At 60.7% G+C, this 23,556-nt stretch carries 23 protein-coding genes and 1 pseudogene; 14 read left to right on the top strand and 10 right to left on the bottom strand.

Annotated elements, in window-relative coordinates:
- Positions 1 to 50: 50 nt before the first annotated feature.
- From ACTG1K_RS05475 to nudF, 4 genes are read right to left on the bottom strand one after another with little or no spacing between them, the layout of a single operon-like run.
- Positions 51 to 638: a YqiA/YcfP family alpha/beta fold hydrolase gene (locus tag ACTG1K_RS05475; RefSeq protein ID WP_440004917.1), complete on the bottom strand. Its 588-nt coding sequence runs from the start codon at positions 636 to 638 to the stop codon at positions 51 to 53.
- A gap of 12 nt (positions 639 to 650) precedes the next feature.
- Positions 651 to 1,469 (bottom strand): 3',5'-cyclic-AMP phosphodiesterase, encoded by an 819-nt coding sequence (gene cpdA / locus ACTG1K_RS05470; RefSeq protein WP_041202814.1) that lies wholly within the window; start codon positions 1,467 to 1,469, stop codon positions 651 to 653.
- A 22-nt stretch (positions 1,470 to 1,491) separates the two neighbouring features.
- A complete protein-coding gene (locus ACTG1K_RS05465; RefSeq protein WP_234922991.1) occupies positions 1,492 to 1,980 on the bottom strand; it encodes a DUF1249 domain-containing protein in 489 nt (162 codons plus the stop codon).
- Positions 1,943 to 2,584, bottom strand: coding sequence for an ADP-ribose diphosphatase (gene nudF, locus ACTG1K_RS05460; RefSeq protein WP_005335901.1), 642 nt, complete (start codon positions 2,582 to 2,584; stop codon positions 1,943 to 1,945). The genes ACTG1K_RS05465 and nudF overlap by 38 nt, the downstream gene beginning before the upstream one ends.
- Positions 2,585 to 2,888: 304 nt before the next feature.
- Between nudF and tolC the strand changes: the two genes are divergently transcribed.
- Positions 2,889 to 4,211, top strand: a complete 1,323-nt coding sequence (gene tolC / locus ACTG1K_RS05455; RefSeq protein ID WP_058057939.1) for an outer membrane channel protein TolC — start codon at positions 2,889 to 2,891, stop codon at positions 4,209 to 4,211.
- 116 nt (positions 4,212 to 4,327) lie between these two features.
- Here the strand turns inward: tolC and hldE are convergent, their stop codons facing one another.
- The gene (gene hldE, locus ACTG1K_RS05450; RefSeq protein WP_440004916.1) at positions 4,328 to 5,755 is read right to left on the bottom strand and encodes a bifunctional D-glycero-beta-D-manno-heptose-7-phosphate kinase/D-glycero-beta-D-manno-heptose 1-phosphate adenylyltransferase HldE; all 1,428 of its coding nucleotides are present in this window, start codon (positions 5,753 to 5,755) and stop codon (positions 4,328 to 4,330) included.
- 204 nt (positions 5,756 to 5,959) lie between these two features.
- Between hldE and lpxL the strand changes: the two genes are divergently transcribed.
- The 6 genes from lpxL (at position 5,960) to ACTG1K_RS05420 (ending at position 12,324) form a co-directional block, all read left to right on the top strand.
- Complete coding sequence (lpxL, locus tag ACTG1K_RS05445; protein ID WP_021231687.1) at positions 5,960 to 6,883, top strand: LpxL/LpxP family Kdo(2)-lipid IV(A) lauroyl/palmitoleoyl acyltransferase; 924 nt, start codon at positions 5,960 to 5,962, stop codon at positions 6,881 to 6,883.
- 626 nt (positions 6,884 to 7,509) lie between these two features.
- Entirely contained in the window at positions 7,510 to 9,432 is a 1,923-nt protein-coding gene (locus ACTG1K_RS05440) for a PTS mannitol transporter subunit IICBA (RefSeq protein WP_440004915.1), read from the top strand.
- Positions 9,433 to 9,469: 37 nt separating this feature from the next.
- On the top strand, positions 9,470 to 10,615 hold the full coding sequence (locus ACTG1K_RS05435) for a mannitol-1-phosphate 5-dehydrogenase (protein ID WP_421244414.1): 1,146 nt from the start codon (positions 9,470 to 9,472) through the stop codon (positions 10,613 to 10,615).
- A gap of 132 nt (positions 10,616 to 10,747) precedes the next feature.
- Positions 10,748 to 11,269: an MltR family transcriptional regulator gene (locus ACTG1K_RS05430; protein ID WP_425855381.1), complete on the top strand. Its 522-nt coding sequence runs from the start codon at positions 10,748 to 10,750 to the stop codon at positions 11,267 to 11,269.
- 169 nt (positions 11,270 to 11,438) lie between these two features.
- Entirely contained in the window at positions 11,439 to 12,011 is a 573-nt protein-coding gene (locus ACTG1K_RS05425; protein WP_440004914.1) for a DNA-J related domain-containing protein, read from the top strand.
- A gap of 64 nt (positions 12,012 to 12,075) precedes the next feature.
- Positions 12,076 to 12,324, top strand: coding sequence for a hypothetical protein (locus ACTG1K_RS05420; protein ID WP_005363113.1), 249 nt, complete (start codon positions 12,076 to 12,078; stop codon positions 12,322 to 12,324).
- A 60-nt stretch (positions 12,325 to 12,384) separates the two neighbouring features.
- Here ACTG1K_RS05420 and ACTG1K_RS05415 read toward each other — a convergent pair whose 3' ends face one another.
- Together ACTG1K_RS05415 and zntB are read right to left on the bottom strand one after the other, a co-directional pair.
- Positions 12,385 to 12,897, bottom strand: a complete 513-nt coding sequence (locus ACTG1K_RS05415) for a mechanosensitive ion channel domain-containing protein (protein ID WP_005335914.1) — start codon at positions 12,895 to 12,897, stop codon at positions 12,385 to 12,387.
- Positions 12,898 to 12,910: 13 nt separating this feature from the next.
- On the bottom strand, positions 12,911 to 13,876 hold the full coding sequence (zntB, locus tag ACTG1K_RS05410; protein WP_005341467.1) for a zinc transporter ZntB: 966 nt from the start codon (positions 13,874 to 13,876) through the stop codon (positions 12,911 to 12,913).
- Positions 13,877 to 14,016: 140 nt separating this feature from the next.
- Here zntB and ACTG1K_RS05405 point away from each other — a divergent pair, with 140 nt between their 5' ends.
- Positions 14,017 to 14,466 (top strand): YaiI/YqxD family protein, encoded by a 450-nt coding sequence (locus tag ACTG1K_RS05405; RefSeq protein ID WP_005335916.1) that lies wholly within the window; start codon positions 14,017 to 14,019, stop codon positions 14,464 to 14,466.
- A gap of 125 nt (positions 14,467 to 14,591) precedes the next feature.
- Complete coding sequence (locus ACTG1K_RS05400) at positions 14,592 to 15,092, top strand: metal-dependent hydrolase (RefSeq protein ID WP_031227918.1); 501 nt, start codon at positions 14,592 to 14,594, stop codon at positions 15,090 to 15,092.
- 198 nt (positions 15,093 to 15,290) lie between these two features.
- Here the strand turns inward: ACTG1K_RS05400 and ACTG1K_RS05395 are convergent, their stop codons facing one another.
- A complete protein-coding gene (locus ACTG1K_RS05395) occupies positions 15,291 to 16,496 on the bottom strand; it encodes a NupC/NupG family nucleoside CNT transporter (protein WP_005363118.1) in 1,206 nt (401 codons plus the stop codon).
- Between the two features lie 542 nt (positions 16,497 to 17,038).
- Between ACTG1K_RS05395 and dbpA the strand changes: the two genes are divergently transcribed.
- From dbpA to ACTG1K_RS05380, 3 genes and pseudogenes are all read left to right on the top strand, one after another.
- Complete coding sequence (dbpA, locus tag ACTG1K_RS05390) at positions 17,039 to 18,418, top strand: ATP-dependent RNA helicase DbpA (RefSeq protein ID WP_042053613.1); 1,380 nt, start codon at positions 17,039 to 17,041, stop codon at positions 18,416 to 18,418.
- A gap of 89 nt (positions 18,419 to 18,507) precedes the next feature.
- Positions 18,508 to 18,798, top strand: a complete 291-nt coding sequence (locus ACTG1K_RS05385) for a YkgJ family cysteine cluster protein (protein ID WP_005341481.1) — start codon at positions 18,508 to 18,510, stop codon at positions 18,796 to 18,798.
- Between the two features lie 43 nt (positions 18,799 to 18,841).
- Positions 18,842 to 18,937: pseudogene (locus ACTG1K_RS05380) on the top strand (YkgJ family cysteine cluster protein); the annotation flags it as partial.
- Positions 18,938 to 18,964: 27 nt separating this feature from the next.
- On the opposite strand, the gene ACTG1K_RS05375 reads toward ACTG1K_RS05380, so the two are convergent.
- Positions 18,965 to 19,372 (bottom strand): hypothetical protein, encoded by a 408-nt coding sequence (locus ACTG1K_RS05375; RefSeq protein ID WP_201908173.1) that lies wholly within the window; start codon positions 19,370 to 19,372, stop codon positions 18,965 to 18,967.
- Positions 19,373 to 19,640: 268 nt separating this feature from the next.
- Here ACTG1K_RS05375 and ACTG1K_RS05370 point away from each other — a divergent pair, with 268 nt between their 5' ends.
- Complete coding sequence (locus ACTG1K_RS05370) at positions 19,641 to 21,035, top strand: PepSY-associated TM helix domain-containing protein (RefSeq protein WP_440004913.1); 1,395 nt, start codon at positions 19,641 to 19,643, stop codon at positions 21,033 to 21,035.
- A gap of 75 nt (positions 21,036 to 21,110) precedes the next feature.
- Here ACTG1K_RS05370 and ACTG1K_RS05365 read toward each other — a convergent pair whose 3' ends face one another.
- Positions 21,111 to 22,016, bottom strand: a complete 906-nt coding sequence (locus ACTG1K_RS05365; RefSeq protein ID WP_440004912.1) for a 1,4-dihydroxy-2-naphthoate polyprenyltransferase — start codon at positions 22,014 to 22,016, stop codon at positions 21,111 to 21,113.
- 208 nt (positions 22,017 to 22,224) lie between these two features.
- On the opposite strand from ACTG1K_RS05365, the gene ACTG1K_RS05360 reads away from it, so the two are divergent.
- A complete protein-coding gene (locus ACTG1K_RS05360; RefSeq protein WP_440004911.1) occupies positions 22,225 to 23,547 on the top strand; it encodes an isochorismate synthase in 1,323 nt (440 codons plus the stop codon).
- Positions 23,548 to 23,556: the final 9 nt, after the last annotated feature.

Genomic DNA, 23,556 nt, shown 5'->3' with positions numbered 1-23,556 from the left:
TCTGGAGAAGAACAAGCAGGGCGAGACCGCCCTTATTGACTCAAACCTGACTATAACCCGAGGAAACGGATGATCTGGGCGGGGTAGCGCTCGAACGCCACAAAGGCGTGGTTGCCGCCGCACTCCAGCGAGAGGCGGGCAAAGCGGTATTCATCCAGCGCCTTGCGATAGTCGAGCACCTCATCCCCCTGCTGTTGCAGGATCCAGAGTCGCTCCGGCACCGTCACCGGTACCGCCAGTGCCCGCAGCTCATCCATATGTTCAGGCCGCAGTTCGTACTGCTCACCCGTATAGGGATTGGTCTGGGGGCCGAGGTAGTCACAGAGCAGCTCGTGCGGGCGCACCGCCGGATTGATCAGCGCAGCGCGGCAGCCGTACCGCTCGCTCACCCGGGTCGCCATAAAGCCGCCGAGGGAACTACCCACGGCGCCAAGCTTGAATTCACTACCATAACGACCCTGCAGATCGGCAATGGTCTGCTCGATGGCCGCCCAGGCCGCCGCTGGCGTATTGGGCTGGGCCGGAATGATCACTTCGATGTCGGGCCGGTTGGCGGCCACCCAAGCAGCCATCTGCTGCGCCTTGGCGGAGCCCGGTGAGGAGTTGAAACCGTGCAGATAAAGGAGAACCGACTTCATGGAATGCTCTCCTCAATAACCGGTGGCGTTGGGGTCGGGCACAAACTGTCCCACCGGCAGGCGCCACACCTCGCTGGCCACCCGCCCATCAGGATAGAGGGTGAGATAGCGCCAGCCCGGGCCGGATTCATCCAGCGCGAAGCCGTCGGATAGCGGTTTGAACTGAATGCAGGTGGAGGGGCTGGCAATCAGCCGCACCCCGCGGTGCACCTCGTCAAACTCCTGATGGACGTGACCGAACAGGATGGTCTTCTGCTGTGGATGACGGGCCAGCACGGCGAACAGGTCATCGGCATTCTTGAGATTGTGCTGATCCAGCCAGGCGCAGCCCACCGGCACCGCCTGATGGTGCAGGGTGATAAGGGCGTGGCGATCAGGATATTGACGCAGGGCACGGTCGAGGGCGGCCAGCTGGTGATCGCCAATCATGCCGTGGGGTTTGCCGCGCACCTGGGTGTCGAGCAGGATCACCTGCCAGTGGTCGCCCACCAGCTGTTTGGATTCGCTGATCCCGGCGGCATGGAGATATTCGGTCATCAGCGGGCTGTCATCGTGATTGCCCGGCAGCCAGTAGATGGGGCGGCCAAGGGGCGCCATCATGGAGGCGAAACGCTGATAGGATTCCGGACTGTGATCCTGCGACAGATCGCCGGTCGCCAGAATCACCTCGTAGGGGTGTTCATTGGCCTGCACCTGTTCCAGCACGGCGGCCAGACTCTCTGCGGTGCGCACAGCCAACAGCCGCCCTTCGGCACTCGCGAAGAGGTGGGTGTCGGTAATTTGCAACAGGCGCACACTGCCGTCCTGCGCCTGGGGGAGCTCTGTTTCCAAAATCACGCTTCTTTTTATTTGTTCAACTGGAGATATTGATCGGGCTGGTACCATGTCTGAGACAAAATTTTAGCCATTCGGCCAGAAACAGATTTACCTGCTCCTTTTCGTCCCGCTGGTGCATCTTTTTATTGGGATAATCATAACGTGGTTGCAAACGGGAAATCTGTTGCGCTGCACACACTTCCGCCATCCGCACATCATGATACAAACGAATCTCTATCTGAGCTTGTAAATATTCGGGCAATTCGGGGTTGTGCTGGCTCAGGATCACCTGATTGGTGAAGCGACTCTCGCCAATGATGGTGAGTTGGAACTGCAGATCGTTGCCGACCCGATAGCGGCGCTCGGCGCCGACTCCCCCATCAGGCGGCAGCAGCTTCATCAATGCCATATAGTTGACCTCGCAGGTACGCTGCAAGGACATCAGGTCAGGCACATAGCGCCTGCTCTGTTGCAGGGTCAGCGCCACCTCAGCGATCCGCCAGCCAGCGGGCGCGCAGCTCGCCATGGTTGAGGGCCAGCCACTGCAGGGCTATGACCGAGGCGGCGTTGTCGATACGTCCCTCTTTAAGCCAGGCGTAGGCCTGTTCGCGGCTCACCACGTGCACCCGGATATCCTCGCCCTCATCAGCCAGACCGTGCAGCCCCTCGGCCTTGCTGGCATCCACCTCGCCCACAAAGACCTCGATCCGCTCGGTGCTGCCACCCGGGCTCACCAGATAGCTGATGGCATGCTCGCAGCGGGCCACCTCGATCCCGGCTTCTTCCACCGCTTCGCGACGCACCACTGCCTCGGCTGTCTCCCCTTCGTCAATGATGCCGGCCACCAGCTCCAGCAGCCAGGGGGTCGGACTGGTCTCCATGGCGCCGATGCGGAACTGCTCCACCAGCACGATCTGGTCGCGTACCGGATCATAGGGCAGCAGCGCGGCAGCATGGCCCCGCTCGAACAGCTCGCGCACGATGGGCTGGTTCCAGCCGCCCGCAAATAACCGATGCTGCAGACGATAGACATTCACCTTGAAGAAGCCGTTATATCCAGCTGATTTTTCAATGATTTTCACATCATCGGCGGCGTAATGCCGATCTTGCGGCAAGGGTTGCTGCGACATCCGGGGCTCCCGTCAGCTTGACTTGTATCAGTTTGACCATAAAATCCGAGGAACATGAATGAACGTTCATTCACTCGGTGTGCCATGGTAATGAGGGGTGGATTTTAGCAGCCACAGACCATTTGGCTAGGCGCGCGGGGAGAAAACTGCGTCCGGTTCTTGACGTTCCCGTCACCGGACCTGAGACTCTTAGCATTAAATTTTGCTTATAGTAGAGTGATTAAGCTGCAATCAAGCTTGGTCGGTGACAATATTTGCCTCTCCAGCAACCAGTTTGGGTTACTACATAAGGTTAAAACGATCTATGAAAAGAACACTTTTGTCAGTCATGGTGTTGCTGGGCGTCAGTGCCGGTGCCCATGCCGAAAACCTGCTCGACATCTACCAGCAAGCCCAGATCAAAGACCCGCAGTTGCTGCAGTCCAAAGCCGTTCGCGACCAGGCCTTCGAGAAGATCAACGAATCCCGTGCCCCTCTGCTGCCCCAGATCGATCTGGGTGCCGGGCTCAATTATCTGCAAAACAAGAACGATACCCAGAGCAATACCAACGCCAAGGGTGAAGTGACGCTGTCGCAATCCCTCTATCGTCGCAGTAACTGGGTCAATCTGGATATCAGCGAGAAGCAGGCCACCCAGTCAGATGTTGCCTACAACCTCGAGATCCAGAACCTGATGGTGCGCACCGCCAAAGCCTACTTTGATGTGCTCAAGGCGATGGATACCCTGGAGTTCGTCCGTGCCAACAAGGTTGCGGTAGAGCGTCAGCTGGAGCAAACCCAGCAGCGTTTCGAAGTGGGCCTGACCGCCATCACCGACGTCCATGAAGCAGAAGCCTCCCGTGACCAGGCGCTGGCTGACGAGATCAATGCCGAAAACTCTCTGGACAACAGCTACGAGACCCTGCGCGAGCTGACCGGTATCGATCACCGCAATCTGGACGTGCTGAACACCGATCGTTTCAGCCCGCAGAAGACCGCCTTCGGTTCCGACAAGTGGCTGGAGCTGGCGCTGGACAAGAACCTGCAACTGCACAGTGCCCGCATCAGCAAGGACATTGCCAAGGAACAGATCGATCTGGCCAAGACCGGCCATGAGCCGACGCTGGATCTGGGTGCCGGACTGCAAACCAGCAATACCGATTACAAGCTGGATAGTATTCAGAGCGGCGGCAATGACAATCAGGCCAATATCGGTCTGACCTTCAAGCTGCCCATCTACAGCGGTGGCGCCACCAGTTCCAAGGTGAAGCAGGCTCAGTACAACTACGTGGCGGCCAGCGAACTGCTGGAGAAGAACTTCCGCTCGGTACAGAGCACAGTGCGCTCCTCCTACAACAACGTGAACGCCAGCATCGGCTCGGTTCGCGCCTACAGCCAGTCTGTGGTCTCCGCCGACAGCGCCCTGAAGGCGACCGAGGCCGGTTACGAAGTGGGTACCCGTACCATCGTCGACGTGCTGGACTCTACTCGCAAGCTATATGAAGCCAAGCAGAAACTCTCCGAAGCCCGTTACAACTACATCCTCAATATCCTGAGCCTGAAACAGGCTGCCGGTATTCTGGAAGCGCAGGACCTGGTGGAAGTGAACCAGGGTCTGATGCCTGCCACGGCAAAAGCCAAAGGCTGATAGCCGTTATCGGACATGAAAAAGGCGACCGCAAGGTCGCCTTTTTGTTATCCGTATTTCTGCCGGCTTGCAGCCGCCGATAGCGAGCCCCGCCAGATTGCGGGGCCAGCAGAACGTTAGCCGCGCTCGCGGATCGTCTTGATAATGTCGGTGGTGGAGCAGCCATCCTCGAAGTTGAGAACGCGCACCTCGCCGCCATTGGCGGTCACCTCGGCGTAACCGGCGATATCTTCCGGCTTGTAGTCGCCGCCCTTGACCAACAGATCCGGCAGGATCTCGGCGATCAGGCGCTGCGGGGTATCTTCACCAAATGGCACAACCCAATCCACCGCGCCCAGCGCAGCCAGCACCGCCATGCGGCGCTCGGTCGGGTTGACCGGACGACCCGGCCCTTTCAGACGGCGAACCGACTCGTCAGTGTTGACCGCCACGATCAGGCGATCCCCCAGCTTGCCGGCGTTGGCCAGATAGGAGACATGGCCGGCGTGCAGGATGTCGAAGCAGCCGTTGGTCATCACCACCTTCTCGCCGCGCAGACGGGCGGCACGAACCGCCACTTTCAGCTGGGCTTCAGACATGACGCCAAAGCCGGTCTCCTGCTCGGTGTAGAGGGCGTTGGCCAACTCGACCGGACTGACGGTAGAGGTACCCAGCTTGCCGACCACGATACCGGCGGCGGTATTGGCCAGCGCACAGGCTTCGTCCAGGCTCTTGCCTGCGGCCAGCGAGGTGGCCAGGGTAGAGATCACGGTATCACCGGCACCGGTCACATCATAAACCTCGTGAGCCTGAGCCGGCAGATGCAGCTCCGGCTGACCTTCGCGGATCAGGGTCATGCCGTTCTCGGAACGGGTGACCAGCAGGGCATCCAGCTCGAAGCGTTTGACCAGATCCAGCCCCTTGGCGACCAGCTCCTCTTCGCTCTTCACCTTGCCCACCACGGCCTCGAATTCGGACATGTTGGGGGTCAGCAGAGTGGCACCGCGATACTTCTCGAAGTCGGTCCCCTTGGGGTCGACCAGCACCGGAATACCGGCGGCTCGGGCGCGCTGGATCATGCCTGGCACGTCGTTGAGAGCACCCTTGCCATAGTCGGAGAGGATCATCACGTCGCTATTAGGCAGCGCCTGCTCGACCTTGCTCATCAGCAGGGTGGCATCGACGGAGTGGAAGGGCTCTTCAAAGTCCAGACGCAGCAGCTGCTGGTTGCGGGACAGCACCCGCAGCTTGGTAATAGTCGGGAAGTCGGCCAGACGAACGAAATCACAGGCCACCTTGACGCCAGCCATCTGACTGGCCAGCGCATCGGCCGCTTCATCCTGACCGGTCAGGCCAAGCAGCACGGCGTGGGCGCCCAGCGCAGCGGAGTTGAGAGCCACGTTGGCCGCGCCACCGGGACGCTCCTCAATGTGTTCAACCTTGACCACGGGCACCGGTGCCTCGGGGGAGATCCGACCGGTAGGGCCATGCCAGTAACGGTCCAACATGACATCGCCAACGACCAGAACGCGGGCTTTTTCAAAATCGGGCAGGGTGATCTTCATCTGTATCGACTCTCAAAACCTGAAAAATCAGCGGGCGATTTTATCACACTCTTTTATCCGGTGTAGAAAAAGCCGACCGCAGTTGCCGCCGCTGTCACGCTAACCGGACGCAGGCTACCCCTCTGACCAGCACACAGCCATTCGCCCCCGCCCCCCCTTTTCGGCTAGAATCCCCCGATTGTGTTTGCGAACAAGAGATTAGCCATGGCCCATGACAACGCTCCCCGCCTGGAGCCCCGCCTGTTTCATCCCCGTTACTGGGCCAGCTGGTTCGGCCTCGGCCTGCTCTGGCTGCTGACCTTGCTGCCGTGGCGTAGCCAGATGTGGCTGGGCCGTCAGCTCGGTCGTCTCGCCGCCAGGATATTGAAGTCCCGGGTCAAGATTGCCCGTCGCAATCTGGAGCTGGCGATGCCCGAGCTGACCCGGGATGAGCGGGAGAAACTGCTTAAGGCAAACTTCGAGAGCGTGGGCTGCGCCGTGTTCGAGGTGGGGATCGCCTGGTTCTGGCCAGACTGGCGGATGCGCAACCTGATGAAGGTGGAAGGGGAAGAGCACGTCATCGCCGCCATGGAAAAAGGTCAGGGCATGCTGCTGCTCTCCTGCCATTTCCTGACGCTGGAACTCAACGCCCGCTGTTTCGGGCTGGTGCGCCCCGGGGTCGGGGTCTATCGCCCCAACACCAACCCGGTGCTGGAGTATGCCCAGTACCACGGGCGCTGCGCCTCCAACAAATATCTGGTGGACCGGATGGATGTGAAGGGGATGATCAAGGCGCTGCGCAACGGTGACGCCCTCTGGTATGCACCGGATCACGACTACGGCTCCCACGCCAGCGTGTTCGTGCCTTACTTCGCGGTAGAGCAGGCCGCCACCATCACCGGCACCGCCACCCTGGCGCGGGTGAAGAACACCGTCACTCTGCCCTGCTACAACATCCGCACCAGCGAGGGTTACACCCTGCATATCGGCGCGCCGCTCGCCGACTACCCGAGCGGGGATGACATGGTCGATGCGGCTCGCGCCAACCGAGAGATTGAAGCAGCCGTGCGCAAGGCGCCAGAGCAGTACATGTGGCTCCATCGCCGCTTCAAGACCCGCCCCTCCCCCGAGGATGCCGGCTTCTACTAAACCGCAGCCCCCGACAGGGGATAGCTCGTAAAAACCGACAAACCGCCTGCTGGCGGTTTGTTTTTATCTGCAATCTGGCCTGCGTGGAAAACAAGCGCCCCGAACACTGCCGCTCGATAGCATCCTGCATGTTGGCGCCCATTCCCATCAATCAGCCGCAAAAGAGCCCTCATCACCAACCGTAAAAACTGAAAGCGGGTTACAAATTTATTGATTCATTGATAATCAATGGAGTGTTGCGATAGATCCATCGTCAATACCCGCTGATGAGTAATTGAGTGATTTGTCCCATTCGAATACAAAAACTGAATTTGTGATGCTAGTCACCTTTGCGCGAAGGAGCGGCAAAGCTGAACTAGTGATATAAATCACAAAAAATGGTCATTCAAAACAGAAAAGATCGAAATGTAGTCGAATTACAGCTCTCGAACGTGATCAGGATCACTGGTTTGGGAGGGGGTATCGCTGGGTATCTGAGAGCTGGATCACAAGACACCCCGTTTTCAGCCTAATTTGATATCAAGCTGGTAGATTGAAGTTGCTTAGACGACCGGGATGGAGGTTCGGCAAAACCAGCCATCCCGACTACCACTTTTAATCAAACAGGCTTAAAACGGGGTCCCGACATGTTATCACCGGATACCAAAGTCAAGATACAGAATTTTGGACGCTTCCTGTCCAATATGGTCATGCCCAACATAGGCGCCTTTATCGCCTGGGGCTTTATTACCGCCCTCTTTATCCCCACCGGCTGGCTGCCCAATGAAACCTTGGCCAAGCTGGTCGGCCCCATGATCACCTACTTGCTGCCGCTGCTGATTGGCTACACCGGCGGCAAGCTGATGGGCGGTGATCGTGGCGGCGTGGTCGGTGCCATCACCACCATGGGCGTCATCGTGGGGACCGACATCCCGATGTTCATGGGCGCCATGATGGTCGGCCCGCTCGGTGGCTGGGCCATCAAGCGCTTCGACAAGGCGATGGACGGTCGCGTCAAGAGCGGCTTCGAGATGCTGGTCAACAACTTCTCCGCCGGCCTTATCGGCATGCTGCTGGCAATCCTCGCCTTCTTCGTGATCGGCCCCTTCGTCAAGGTGCTCTCCGGCGTGCTGGCCGGTGGCGTCGGCTTCCTGGTGGATAACCACATGCTGCCGCTCACCTCCATCTTTGTCGAACCGGCCAAGATCCTGTTCCTCAACAACGCCATCAACCACGGCATCTTCTCGCCGCTGGGGATCCAGCAGGCGACCGAGCACGGCAGCTCTATATTCTTCCTGATTGAAGCAAACCCGGGCCCGGGCATGGGCGTACTGCTGGCCTACATGGTGTTCGGTCGTGGCGCCGCCAAGCAGTCCGCTGCAGGTGCCTCCATCATTCACTTCTTCGGCGGCATCCACGAGATCTACTTCCCGTACGTGCTGATGAACCCGCGTCTCATTCTGGCGGTGATCGCCGGCGGCATGACCGGGGTCTTTACCCTGACCCTGTTCAACGCAGGTCTGGTCTCCCCTGCCTCACCGGGCTCCATCTTCGCCGTGCTGCTGATGACGCCGAAGGCCTCCCTGATCGGGGTGCTGCTCTCCATCACAGCCGCCACTCTGGTCTCCTTCCTGGTCGCTGCCGTGTTCGTCCGCGCCCAGCAGCCGGAAGCCGACGAGGCCGATGCCCTCGGTGAAGCCACCCGCAAGATGAAAGCCATGAAGGGCGGCAAGCCCGAAACCGCAGCGGCCAAGAAGCCGGGCGGCGAACTGATGGCGGTGCGCAATATTGTGGTCGCCTGCGATGCGGGCATGGGTTCCAGCGCCATGGGTGCCGGCCTGCTGCGCAAGCGGGTGCAGGCCGCCGGCCTCGATATCAGCGTCACCAACCGCGCCATCGATCAGCTCGACGATCAGGTGGACTGGGTCATCACTCACAAGGATCTGACCGAGCGGGCCCGTCGCCATGCGCCGAATGCTCACCATATCTCGCTCACCAACTTCCTCGACAACGGTCTCTATCAGGAGCTGGTACAGAGCCTGACTCAGGCCGCCAACGATGACGTCGCCAGCCCGCAGCTGCTGGTGGCGGCCAACGACGACAGCTACGAGCCGCAGGCAGCCGAAGTCTTTACCCTGAGCCGTCATGACGTGCATCTGGGACTGAAAGCGGACAACAAGGAGGCCGCCATCCTGACCGCTGGCCGACTTCTGGCAGAGCGCGGCTACGTGGCGCCCGACTACGTCAACGCCATGCTGGAGCGGGAACAGCTGGTCTCCACCTACCTCGGCGAATCCATCGCCGTGCCGCACGGCACCATCGCCGCCAAGGAGTTTGTGAAGCGTACCGGCATCGTCATCTGCCAGTACCCGGCCGGGGTCGCCTTTGGCGAGGCTGCCGATGAGGTAGCGCGGCTGGTGATCGGCATCGCCGCCCGCAACGACGAACACATGCAGGTGATAACCCGCCTGACCAATGCACTGGATGAACCCGGTCTCATCGACCGGCTGGCCAGCACCACGGATCCCCAGGCCTTCCTGGATCTGCTGGGTGCCGAACAGGCTGCGTAATCATCTTTCATCGTCTTTGGTTCAAGAGGTTAATATCATGAAAACATTGCATTTTGGTGCTGGTAACATCGGTCGCGGCTTTATCGGCAAAGTGCTGGCGGATGCCAGCCATCAGGTCACTTTCGCCGACGTCAACGACACCCTGATCGACCAGCTCAACCACCGTCAGGAGTACAAGGTCCATGTGGTGGGTGCGGATCAGAAGCTGGACGTGGTGCGCAACGTGGCAGCGGTCAGTTCCGCCGGTCACGAGGTGATCGCCCGCATCATCACCGCCGATCTGGTCACCACGGCAGTGGGCCCCAACATTCTGGACAAGATTGCCAGCACTCTGGCCAAGGGGCTGCAAGCCCGCTTCGATGCCGGCAACCTGACTCCGCTGAACGTCATCGCCTGTGAAAACATGGTGCGCGGCACCAGCCACCTCAAGCGGGAGGTACTCAAGTACCTGCCGGTCGCGTATCATGCCACGCTCGAATCCTGTATCGGCTTCGTCGACTCGGCGGTGGATCGCATCGTGCCGCCCGCCGCGGCTGCCAACGATGATCCGCTGGAAGTGACGGTAGAGAGCTTCAGCGAGTGGATCGTCGACCAGACCCAGTTCAAGGGGGAGCTGCCACAGGTGGCGGGCATGGAACCCACCGACAACCTGATGGCCTTCGTCGAGCGCAAGCTGTTCACCCTCAACACCGGCCACATCGTCACCGCCTACCTCGGCAAACTGCGGGGCTACCACACAGTGCGCGAGGCGATCGAAGATCCGGTGATCCGCAGCAAGGTGCGCCGCGCCATGGAGGAGAGCGGTGCCGTGCTGGTAAAACGCTACGGCTTCGACCCGCGCCTGCACGCCGCCTACATCGAGAAGATCCTGGCCCGCTTCGCCAACCCCTATCTGGTGGACGAGATTGACCGGGTCGGTCGTCAGCCGCTGCGCAAGCTGGCGGCGGGGGATCGGCTGGTGAAGCCGCTGCTGGGCACCCTGGAGTACGGCCTGCCCAACGAGCAGTTGCAGGAGGGGATCGCCGCGGCGCTGCACTATCGCAATGCCGATGATCCACAGGCGGTCGAGCTGCAACAGCTGCTGGCGGAGCTTGGCCCGGCCAAAGCGTTGGCCCGCGTCACCGGACTGGATGCTGAGAGCGAAATCGTCCGCACCATAGTGGCTCGTTACGAGACCTTGTAATACCCTGCTTGCGGCGCATTCAGCCACCACTGATAGCGCGCCAAGCGCTTGAATGGCAAGGGAATGTGCCCCATATGATAAAAACCGGGAGAGAGGCCCACTCTCTCCCTGTCAGCTGGACCCAATGCACCTATGACCACACACCAGGAAGATGAAGTACTGGAACGACTGAACGAGCAGGATGGCCCCCGCGGCTTCTTTCTCGAAGCCGTGACCATCCTGGAAGAGGCGGTCGACTCCCTGATGCGACGCGCGTTCCGTCAGGAGGAGTATGCCGTCAAATACGCCATCGAACCCCTGCTCAACCAGAGCGGCCCCCTCGGCCAGCTGGAGGTGCGCCTCAAGCTCATCTTCGCCCTCGGCCTCATCTCACTCGAGCGCTATCAGGATATCGAAGCCTATATCAAGATCCGCGACTTTCTGGTGCGCGACCCCAAGGATTACCGCTTCAGCGACAAGCCGATCCGCGATCTGCTCGACCGCCTGCACGGGGTCAATCAGGGCGGCATGATGAAGCTGGAGCCCCCCGCCAGCGAAGAGGATTGGGCCTTCTACCAGATGCAGCTCAACCGGCTCGATCAGATGGTGCGCTCCGCACTGGTACTGGCGCTGGCCGACTGTGTCGGCGAGCTCCGCAAGGAGAGCCCCATCTAATCCGGCCACATGAAATGACATGACCGCCTGCTGGCGGTCTTTTTCTGCGCCGCCCTTGCCACCGCGTCTTGCCCCGCCCTCTGGCAGATGTCACTCTGGCTCATCGCCCCCTCGCCTGTACGGTGGTCCCAGCTGTCACCACAGATCTCATCCGGAGGAATCGCACCCCATGAGCGACCAGAACGCCAACCCGCTGATCGCCCCTCTGCTGGTGCTATTGCAACAGGCGGCGGGCAGCTACAAGGTGCATGAACTGATGGCGGCTCTGCGCCAGCAGGGAGCGATCCCCCGGCTGGCCGATGACGAGCAGCTGCAGCTGTTTCGGGTCAACTTCCTGATCATGAACGCCCTCTACCAGCTGCAGGCCGAGCTTTATGAAGAGGGTTGGTGGCTGGTGATCAGCACCCTGGATATCCGGCTCGAACCACTGGTCGGGAGCTCGGAGGCTAGCCACGGCTTTGCCCTTGGCGAAAATCTGCGTAGCTACTATCTCGACTGGCGGGTGTTCTGGCAGACCGATCGTGCCGAAGTTGAGGCCCTGCTCAACCGCTTCTGGCGCGCTTATGACGGGAAGGGACACAAAGCCGAGGCGCTAGCCCTGTTCGAGTTGAATGAAGGGGCGAGTCAGGAGGCGATCCGCCGCCGCTGGCGGGAGCTGGCACTGCAGCACCATCCGGATCGGGGCGGCAATGCCGAGACCTTTGTCCGCATCCGCTGGGCATGGGAGGTCCTGCGGGGATGATCCCGTTGCCGCATATAAAGGGCAGGCATAGACTGGAGCTGGATATTCCCCACAGGAGAGCATCATGACAGTCAGTGAACTTCGTAAGCTCTATCAGCAACAGATCCTGCAAGAGGCCGAAATACTCCACGACGTGGCCATTCCCGGCTGGCTCATCGAATTCAGAGGCAAGGATGGCGCCCTCTACGAGCTGACCGACACCCTCGGCTGCCCGGTCAGTTTCGGCACGGTCGAGCAGGCCCGCGAACATCTGCATCAGGTGGCCGACTGCCCGGTTCAGGTGGAGCACCTCTACCGATTCTTCGAACGCTAGCGCCACCCACCGCACAGTAAAAAGGCTCCCGAGGGAGCCTTTTGTTATTCCGGTTGCTTTCTACTCCGGTTGCAGCGGTTCCACCACCTTGCCCTCCAGCTTTCTGACCGGCTTTTGCAGGATCAGGTTGGCCGGATAGGTGACCAGATCGCCGTTGTCATCACGCACCCGCACGTAGAAGAGGCCGATCTCGGTGATGACGCCGGTGACCGAATCATCCTTGTCGAGGATGCGGATCCGGTCGCCAATCTTGTAGGGGAAGGCGAAGAAGATGGTGATGCTGGCGGTGATGTTGGAGAGGATCGACCACTGGGCCACCATGGCGACCCCCAATACCGCAAAGAAGGAGGACGCGAGCACCACCAATCGGGAGAAGTCGAGCCCCCACACCCCGGCCAGCACCAGCAAGGTGGCGCAGCCGAGCAGGAAGTGGAACACATGGGCCACGTAGAGCACCCGGTTCTCGCTCACCTGCCTGCTCTGACCGAGCGCCAGCAGACTCTTGTGAATAAGCCGCCGGATCAGGGTATGCCCAAGCAACAGCAGCAGGGTCAGGCCAATTGATTGCCACATGGGTTATGCCTCCTTACCACCAGCGCCGATGTTTGAGCCAGATAGCCAGCCCGCTGGCCAGCGCCACCAGCGAACCGCAGAAGACCCAGAAAGCGGTCGGATTCTCGGCACCGGGGATACCGCCGAGGTTGATGCCAAACAGACCGGTCAGGAAGCTGGCGGGCAAAAAGAGCAGCGCCATCACCGACATCTGGTAGGCGCGGCGGTTGGTCGCCTCCGCCATCAGATTGTTGATCTCGTCTGCCAGCACAGCGGTGCGCGCCACCCCGGCATCGAGGTCATCGAGCCAGCGCCGCAGCCGGTCGGCGATATCGAGCAGACGACGGCGGTCATCCTCATCCAGCCAGCTGATCTTCTCGTTGGCCAGCCGCGCCACCAGATCCCGCTGGGGGGAGAGGTAGCGGCGGATCATGATGAGCTGCTTGCGGATCAGCGCCAAGCGGCCATTGGCGGGCATGTCGCGCATCAGCACCATCTCCTCCAGATCGAGGATCTTGTCGTGCAGCTCCTCGACAAACTCCCCCGCCCGGTCGGTCAGGGCATCACAGATCTCTACCAGCCAGTCGGCCGGGGTATCGGCGCCGCCCCCCAGCTTGAGCTGGTTGAAGACATCCTGTTCTGAGAGCAGCGGACGACGACGGCTGCTGATAATGAGATCCGGGGTAATGAAGATGCGCAGCGCCACCATCTCTTCGGGCCTGTGATCCTTGTTGTGGTTGATGCCGCGCAGGATCAGCAGCACCGTCTCCCCCATCCGCACCAGCTTGGGACGATTGCTCTGGCCGAGCAGCGACTCCCTGGCCGCCTCGCTGAGCAAGGGAGTCTGCAACAGCCAGCGCGCCGAATCGGGATTGCCGTAATCCAGATGCAGCCAGCCGGGATGTGCCGCCGGGACTTCGCTTCCCGCCGTCAGCGGCGCCATGCCACCCTTGCCATCCAGGGTCAGGGCATAAATCACTTCACCGGGCACCCGATCCATCTCGTCTCCTTCTCGTTTCATGTGCTGGCCCCAGCTTACACCAAAGGCAGGGCCGACTCAGCCCCGCGCCGGGAAGGGGAGGCCTGTGTTAACATGGCCGCTCTCGTTTTCCATCCGCTTTCACTACAGGAAACCATGCCATGCCCATCTGGGTTGATGCCGATGCCTGCCCCATTCCGGTCAAGGAGATCCTCTACCGCGCCGCCCACCGCGCCCAGGTCGTCACCACTCTGGTGGCCAATCAGGGGTTGCGGGTGCCCCCCTCGCCCTTCATCAAAACCCAGCAGGTGGAGAAGGGATTCGATGTGGCAGATCATGTCATCGCCCAGCAGGTTCAGCCCGGCGATCTGGTGATCACCGGCGACATCCCCCTCGCCTCCTGGGTGATCGATGCCGGTGGCGAGGCGCTCAATCCCCGCGGCGAGATCTACACCCGCGAGACCATCAAGGCACGGCTCGGCATGCGCAACTTTATGGAAGAGCTGCGCTCGGCTGGCGTGCAGACCGGCGGCCCGGCCCCCTTCAATGCCGCCGACAAACAGCGCTTCGCCAACGCCCTCGACAAGTGGCTGGTCAAAGGCAAGCTGTAAAGAGACCCTAAAGGCGCCCTGCTTGGGCGCTTTTTCGCCGTAACATCCTGATTTTTAAAATAAGAGCTGACCACAACCGTCAGGCTGGTAAGATGCGCCGCCATCTTGTCCACGCCGTAATCATCATGACCGCCCAAGGGCACCTGCTCTTCTCCGTTACCTGCACCCTGATCGCCCATAAACTGCAGCTCACTCCGGCACTGGCCGATGCCAGCCTGTGGCAGACCATCCCTGCCGCGCTGGCCAGCGCCCTGTTGCCCGACCTCGACCACCCCAAATCGGTGCTGGGGCAGCGCCTGCCGTGGATCTCGAAACCTCTGTCGCGACTGTTCGGCCATCGCGGCTTCACCCACAGTCTGCTGGCGGTCGCCGCCGCTGTCTGGGGGCTGAACCAGAGCCTGCCGCCGGGCACCCTGCCCATGGGGGTCAAGGATGCGCTTATCGTCGGCTACCTCAGCCATCTGCTGGGGGACTGGCTCACCCCGGCGGGCATTCCGCTCTTCTGGCCCATCAAACGCCGTTACCGCCTGCCGGGCTGGCCGCTGCGCAGCGGCGGCGCCATCGAAACCGGCTTTTGCACTCTCACCTTGCTGGTCGCTGGCTGGTGGTGCGGCTGGCGGCTGTAAGCCAGAAACAAAAAGCCCCTGACGAGGTCAGGGGCCCAAACCGTGGCGGGTGCCGCCAGGGGATCAGATCATGAAACCGGCTTTTGCACTCTCACCTTGCTGGTCGCTGGCTGGTGGTGCGGCTGGCGGCTGTAAGCCAGAAACAAAAAGCCCCTGACGAGGTCAGGGGCCCAAACCGTGGCGGGTGCCGCCAGGGGATCAGATCATGATGCCTGCGATAACAGCAGAGAGCAGGCTGACCAGGGTGGAACCGTAGACCAGCTTCAGACCGAAGCGGGAAACCATGTTGCCCTTCTCTTCGTTCAGCGCTTTTACCGCACCGGCGATGATGCCGATGGAACTGAAGTTGGCGAAGGAGACCATGAAGATGGAGAGGATGCCGACGGTGCGCGGAGAGAGCTCGGCAGCCACCTTGCCCAGATCCATCATCGCCACGAACTCGTTGGTCACCAGCTTGGTCGCCATAATGGAGCCGGCTTGCAGCGCTTCACCACTCGGGATACCCAGGATCCAGGCGATCGGGTAGAAGAGGTAGCCCATGACGAACTGGAAGTTCACGCCAAATGCCATCTCGAACAGGTAGTTGATGAGGGCGATCAGGGCGATGAAGCCCACCAGCATGGCACCCACGATAACGGCAACGGTGAAACCGGCCATGATGTACTCACCCAGCATCTCGAAGAAGTTCTCTTTCTTCGGGGTGTGGTGCTCGTCACCTTCGGCAATGGCCTTGATGTCGGTCACGGAGTTATCCGGCTCGTAGGGGTTGATCAGCGACAGCACGACGAAGGTACTGAACATGTTGAGCACCAGCGCGGCAACCACGTAGCGCGGCTCGATCAGCTGCATGTAGGCACCGACGATGGACATGGAGACGGTAGACATGGCCGTCGCCGCCAGGGTGTACATCTGCTTCTCGTTCAGGTGCGGCAGGATGTTCTTGAGGGCGATGAAGTTCTCGGACTGGCCGACGATCATGGAGCTGATGGCGTTGAAAGACTCCAGCTTGCCCATGCCGTTGATCTTGGCCAGCACGGTACCGATACCGCGGATCACCAGCGGCAGCAGACGGATGTACTGCAGAATACCGATCAGCACGGAGATGAAGACGATGGGCATCAGCACCATCAGGAAGAAGGAGAAAGCCCCTTCGTTGACCAGGCCACCGAACACGAAGTCGGTACCCTGTTTGGCAAACTCCATCAGCTTGGTGAAGCCGGCCGCGAAGCCCCCCACCACCGCCAGACCCACTTCGGAGTTCAGCATGAACCAGGCCAGCGCCAGTTCGACCACCAGCAGTTGGCCGATATAACGCAGCTTGATCTGTTTCCAGTTGTGGCGGTTAGCCAGCAGAGAGAGAGCGAGGACCATCACCAGTCCGAGCACAAAGTGAACGTATTCCATACCTGTAGCACCTGAGTAAATTGTAATTTTTGACCGGCGCCATCATAGACATTTGCACATTTAAAAATCAGATAGCCATCACAATCCCGCGCAATATTATGGAGGCAAGATAATACAAACGTTTTTAAATTAATTGTGCAATGAACTGATATTAATCGCGCAACATGGAAATATAAATCCCTTTAAAAACATCGCACTGGGTAAGGTTGGTGCCGTTTTCATGTTCTTTGAAAATATTTAATCAGCATTTTAGTAACATTCCCTGTGGCGCAGTAACCGTTCGTGAAATATTTCCAAATCATTATATTAAAACACTGAAAATAGAAAACGTTTATCCGCGATAAATAATTAGATGAGTGTTTGAAAAATGGTCCTTATCGCATTGTCGGTGCTCGTCCGCGATCGGTTTGGCAACAAATGAACCTTTCATGGCCCCTCGTGGCCAGCCGTTCAAAAATCCGCCACATCCGGTGCCACATTCTGGTATGATGCGCGGCCTTAGCGCTCGCGCATCCCCGTTTTCTCCGAAATAGAGTCCTTTTGTGAACAACAGCGAATTTAGCAGCCTCAATCTCTCCCCCGCCCTGCAAGAGAACCTCACCAGCCTGGGTTACCTGCAGATGACCCCGATCCAGGCCCAGAGCCTGCCCCTGGTGCTCGATGGCAAAGACCTGATCGCCAAGGCAAAAACCGGCAGCGGCAAAACCGCCGCCTTCGGCCTCGGCCTGCTGGCCAAGCTCAACGTCAACCGCCTCGAAGTGCAGGCGCTGGTACTCTGCCCGACCCGCGAACTGGCGGATCAGGTGGCCACCGAGATCCGTCGTCTGGCGCGTGCCCTGCCCAACGTCAAGCTGGTCACCCTGTGCGGCGGCACCCCGACCGCACCTCAGTCCGCCACCCTGAGCTTTGGTGCCCACATCGCCGTCGGCACCCCGGGTCGTATTCTCAAGCATCTGGAGCAAGGCACGCTGGAGCTCTCCGGCCTCAAGACGCTGGTGCTGGATGAAGCGGATCGCATGCTGGACATGGGCTTTGGCGAAGATATCAACCGGGTCATCAGCTATGCCCCCCAGCAGCGTCAGACCCTGCTCTTCTCCGCGACCTATCCGGAAGGGATCGCCCAGATGAGCCGCGGCGTGCAGCGCAATCCGGTCGAGGTGAGCGTGGAGTCCCTGCACGAGGGGAGCGCCATCGAACAGAAGCTCTACGAAGTGCCTGCCGGTCAGCGCCTCGACGCCCTCACCTGGCTGCTGAGCCACTACCAGCCCAGCTCCTGCGTGGTGTTCTGCAACACCAAGCGCGCCTGCAACGACGTGGCCGACCATCTGGCCGCCAAGGGCTTCTCGGCGCTGGCGCTGAACGGCGATCTGGAACAGCGCGAGCGGGATCAGGTGCTGGTGCGCTTTGCCAACGGCAGCGCCACCATTCTGGTGGCCACCGATGTGGCGGCCCGCGGCCTCGACATCAAAGAGTTGGGCGCCGTCATCAACTACGAGCTGACCTATGATCCCGAAGTGCACGTGCATCGCATCGGTCGTACCGGTCGTGCCGGCCAGCAGGGTCTGGCCCTGAGCCTCTATCAGCCGAACGAGGCCCAGCGCGTCAACTTTATCGAAGAGTACCAGCAGGCTCCGATGCCGCTGGGTGATCTCGACAGCATCGGCCGCGACATCAAGCCGATCGCCCCGCAGATGGTGACCCTCTCCATCGATGCAGGCCGCAAGACCAAGGTGCGGGCCGGTGACATTCTGGGTGCCCTGACCGGTGAAGGCGGCATTGCCGGCGCCGACGTCGGCAAGATCCAGATCTCCGAGCAGTACTCCTACGTCGCGGTGAAGCGCAGCGTGGCGAGCGCCGCCCTCAAGCGGTTGCAGGAAGGCAAGATCAAGGGTCGCAGCTACCGCGCCCGCAAACTGGGCTAAGGTTTTTTGCAAGCCGTTAGCCAGACCACAGGCGCCTGACAGGCGCCTGTTTCATATCTCCGATGCCGCCATGCGGCAAGACAGGCACCATGACCCAAGCAATCCAAACCGATGTGAGTTGCCAGAACTGCGAAGCCTGCTGCTGCCGCCTCGAAGTGATGCTCTTTACCGATACCGGCGTGCCGGACCGTTATGTACTGGAACGGGATGGCGAGATACCGGTCATGCGCCGGCTGGACGACGGCTGGTGCGCCGCCCTCGACCGCAACACCATGATGTGCCGTATCTACGAGGTGCGGCCGCTGATCTGCCGTGAATTCGAAATGGGTGAACCCGACTGCGTTGACGAGCGGGACAAGTGGTTTATCAAGCTGGATTAACCAGGCTCCTCGAATACACTCACCACGATGATGTGCCCCATCCATGTACGAGGTGCGGCCGTTGATCTGCCGCGAATTCGAAATGGGTGAACCCGACTGTGTTGACGAGCGGGACAAGTGGTTTATCAAGCTGGAGTAAACCCGAGCCAACCAGAATGCGGGGTCGTCAAGCGCTCGCAGGTTCACAGGGAGCTGTGTTGAGCTGCTCCCCCAGCCACTGGATGGCCGCTGCCTCCTGCTCGAAGTAACGCACCGCCCGAAACTGCAGATCCTTGAAGATGTTATCCGCCAGATAGCGCTTGAAGCCCCCCACGAAGACCACCGCCAGAAACTGACAGCCGCTCTCGGCACACCAGCCAAACTGGCGACGAAAACGGGCCAGCACCTCGGGCCCGGCCGCTTCAAACTCGGTCGCGACCTCGACAATCCCCCAGGGGCCATCCATCAATCCGGCCAGTTCGTGACGAAAGCGCGCCTCATAGGCCATGGCACCAGCCAGATTGAAGGGGCCACTCGGGCGGCAGATCAGCATCTGGCCCCTGCGCTCCATGTCGAATTGCCCATGTGGCTGCATGACTGCACCCATTCCGTTACCACCACCATCGCCTGCAAATTGTTACCACAAGGTAATAATTTATAAGGAAAAGTCCAGCAGCAAACAGGCTTTCCCCAAAGCGTGATCATCCTATCCTGCAAACCGTCTACACCTCATGTTACCGACATCCCGCACTGAATCGATATCAAGATGTGCGATTGCAGTTAACGAAACGTTACTGCTATTATCCGCGCCGCCACAAACATTCCACCAACCGAAAGGTTTAGCGCCCCAACAAGGATGTGCAATGAAAAACAGGGACTCGAGTCATTACCAACGGATCTGGCGCTGGCACTTCTACGCCGGTCTCTTTGTCGCCCCTTTCCTGATCCTGCTGTCACTGACCGGGATCGTCTATCTGTTCAAACCCCTGCTCGACAACCTGATGTACCCCGAGCTGATGAAGGTCGCTACCGCCAGCCAGACCCTGAGTGCCGACCAGCTGCTGGCCAAGGCGATGATGACCATGCCCGATGCCAGCCTGCGTAAATACCTGCCGCCTGCCGCACCCGACCAGAGCGCCCAGTTCATCGTCAATCAGGGGGATCGCGAGCTGACCCTGTTTATGGACCCCGCCAGCGGCGCCCTGCTCGGCACCATGGACAACAAGTGGAATCTGCAAGCGGTAGCCCGCGCCCTGCACGCCGACCTGCTGCTCGGCACCACGGGGGATCGGCTGATCGAACTGGCTGCAGGCTGGGGGCTGGTACTGCTGCTGAGCGGCCTCTACCTCTGGTGGCCACGCAAGGGGCCTGGGGTGGGCGGCATCCTCTGGCCCAGGGTGAGCCAGCGCGGCCGTCTCTGGTGGCGGGATCTGCACGCCGTGGTCGGCTTCTGGGGCGCTGGTTTCCTGCTGCTGTTGCTGTTGAGCGGCATGACCTGGACCGGTTTCTGGGGCGATCAGTTTGCCGCGGTCTGGAACCGCTTCCCGGCCGCCATGTGGAATGAGGTGCCCAAATCGGCGCCACTGGCCCGCACCCTCAATCAGGCTCACGAGCAGACCGTCCCCTGGGCGGTGGAGAATACCCCCATGCCCAGCTCGCAGCCGATCGATGAAGCGCACGATCACGGCGCCATGAACCACGGCGAGCACGAGGGAGTGGTGATGGCCAGCCAGCGGATCCCGCTGCAACAGGTGGTCGAGATCGCCCATGAGCGGGGAGTCCAACCGGGTTACAGCATCACCCCGCCGGTCGGCGCCACCGGCGTCTACACCATCGCCCTGTTTGCCGACGATCCGCGCAACGACGCCACCCTGCATATCGATCAATACAGCGGCAATGTGCTGGCCGATGTGCGCTGGCAGGATTACGGCACGGTCGCCAAGACGGTGGAGAGCGGCGTCATGCTGCACATGGGCAAGCTCTACGGCTGGCCCCATCAGCTCGCCATGCTGCTTATCTGCCTGATGGTGCTGGCCAGCGCCGTGAGTGGTCTGTGGATCTGGTGGTGCCGTCGTCCGCAGGGCCGTCTCGCCGCGCCGCCATTGCCCGCCAAATTGCCGCCGATGCGTGGAGCCATCGCCCTGCTTATCCTGCTGGGGATCGCCTTCCCGCTGGTGGGCGCCTCCATGGTCACCATCTGGCTGCTGGATACCCTGATTTTCTCCCGTCACCCGCTCAGGGCGGCGCGCGCCAGCTAAACCGGCCAAAACCAAAAAGGGCTCCCATCTCGGGAGCCCTTTTCATTATTCGCCTTGGCGAGCTGCGACCAGCTGTCAGGAGAGCGCCAACCCGATGGAGAGCAGCAGACTGAACAGAAAGGCGCTGATGGCGGTCTTCTTGAGGGCACCGGTCAGCACCTCGCCATCGTAGCTTTCGCGAAGGGTCTTGGCCGCATCGCTGAGAGGCTTCATGGCGGGCAGGAAGATCCACGGCCAGAAACTGGCGGGCTGGATCAGGATAAAGGCGATGGTTGCCAGCAACGCCGCCCCCAACAGTACCCAGTGATAGGCGATGGCGCGGTTGCGGCCAAGGCGCACCGCCAGGGTGATCTTGCCGCTGGCGGCGTCGGTCTCGATGTCGCGCACATTGTTGATATTGAGCACGGCGGTTGCCAGCAGACCACAGGCTGTCGCAGGGAGCAGCAGATCCCACTCCAGCGTCTTGGTGAAGAGGTAGTAGGAGCCGAGCACCCCGAGCAGACCGAAGAAGAGGAACACCGAGATATCGCCAAACCCGCGATAGCCGTAGGGAGTCTTGCCGACGGTGTAGGTCACCGCCGCGACAATGGCCGCGCCACCCAGCACCACAAATGCCAAAATCTGCAGCCACTGGCCGCCAAAGGCACAGCCCAGCAACAGCAGGCCACTGGCCACCGCCGCCAGCGCAGTCAGCCCCATCGCCACGCACATCTGCTTTTTGGTGATAAGGCCGGAGACCACCGCCCGCTGCGGGCCGATCCGCTCGCCGTTATCGGCGCCGGAGACCGCATCGCCGTAATCGTTGGCCAGATTGGAGAGGATCTGCAGCAGGATGGCGGTCAGCAGCGAGAGCGCCATGATGGAGCCATCGAAGGCACCACGACTGGCAGCCAGCCCCGAGCCCAGCAGGATGGAAGAGCAGGCGAGCGGCAATGTTCGCAAACGCGCCGCCAGCAACCAAACAGAGAAGGTATTTGTCATTTTGTGATGGCCAAACAATCGGATATTGATCGTGTTAAGGGTTATCGAACCGGATTTGGGTATACTTGGCCCCGGAGAGTGAAGCTCCCGCGGGCGATTTACATGGACGAATGGGCAGATAATATATAGGAAATCATCGCCCTTTGGCATAAACCTACGGCATCCAGCTACCGGATCGCTCGTTACTACCCGGCTCAGAAAAGAATCCATGTTGGCTCAGACCCATATCAAGCAACAACTGGACGCCCTGCGTCACAGCAACGTCAGCGGCTTCGTACGGTTGCGAGTGGCGATCGAAATCCGCTCCTTTCTGGGCTGGCTCGCGGCGCAAACCCTCTATCCCCGCATCTACTGGCAGGCCCGTGGAGAAGCTCGTCCCGAGTATGTCGCGCTGGGCGCCATCCATGAACTGACCGAGCCGCACGCCATCAAGCAGGTGTGCACTAACACTGCCAACCAGCATCATGACGACAGCCCTCGCTACTATGGCGGACTGGCGTTTGATCCGGCCCAATCAGGCTGGCAAGGGTTTGGCCCCTGCCGTTTCGTGCTGCCCCGCATCGAGCTGGTGCGCCGTGGCGAGTGCGTCAGCCTCTGCCTCAACCTCTGGCTGGATGAAAACAATCTCGAGGCCGAACTGCAGGCGGCCGACGCCGCCCTCGATGCCCTGCGCCCGGAAGCCCCGCTGCCCGCCCTGCAAAAGCAGCCCTGGCAGCGACAGGATTGCCCCGGCCCCGCCCAGTGGCAGACGCTGGTGGAGCGCGTCACCGCCCCCGATTTTCAGGCCCACACTCCCAAGGTGGTGCTGTCGCGGGAGAGCGTGCTGACCAGTCCGAACCATGATGCAGACATCAATCCCTGGGCCATGCTCGACCAGTGGGCCCGCCACGCCCAGGACTGTTTCCACTTCGGTTTTCAATTCTCCCCCGAGCAGGCCTTTATCGCCTGCTCCCCCGAGCGGCTCTATCGCCGGGAAGATCGCCACCTCTTTACCGAGGCGCTGGCGGGCACCATTCGCCGCTCCGGCGATGAAGAGGTCGATGCCCAACTGGCCGCCGAGCTGCTGGCCGACAGCAAGAACCGGCTGGAGAACCGGCTGGTACACGCCGACATCCTGAGCCGTCTGGCACCACTGACCCACGATGCCACCCTGACCGAGCCGCGCATTCTCAAACTGCGGCTGCTGCAACATCTCAAGTGCGATATCGAAGCCGAGCTCAAGCCCGGGGTCTGCGACTGGCAGTTGCTCGACGCCCTCCACCCGACGCCGGCGGTGGGCGGCGCTCCGCGCGAGGCTGCACTCGCCTTTATCCGCGAGTTCGAGCCCTACGATCGGGGCTGGTACGCCGGTGCTTGCGGCATGCTGAGCCGGGAGACCTCCGAGTTCTCGGTCGCTATTCGCAGCGCCCGCATTCAGCCGAGCAGCGTAACCCTGTTTGCCGGTGCCGGCATTGTCGCCGGTTCCGAGCCTGTCGCCGAGTGGGCCGAACTCGACAACAAGATCGCCAATGTGCTCTCCCTGCTGGGATAGTCATTCACC

The sequence above is a fragment of the Aeromonas sp. 102P genome, from assembly GCF_051920345.1.
GTDB classification, from domain to species: domain Bacteria; phylum Pseudomonadota; class Gammaproteobacteria; order Enterobacterales; family Aeromonadaceae; genus Aeromonas; species Aeromonas veronii.
This window is presented reverse-complemented; position numbering and strand designations above follow the sequence as displayed.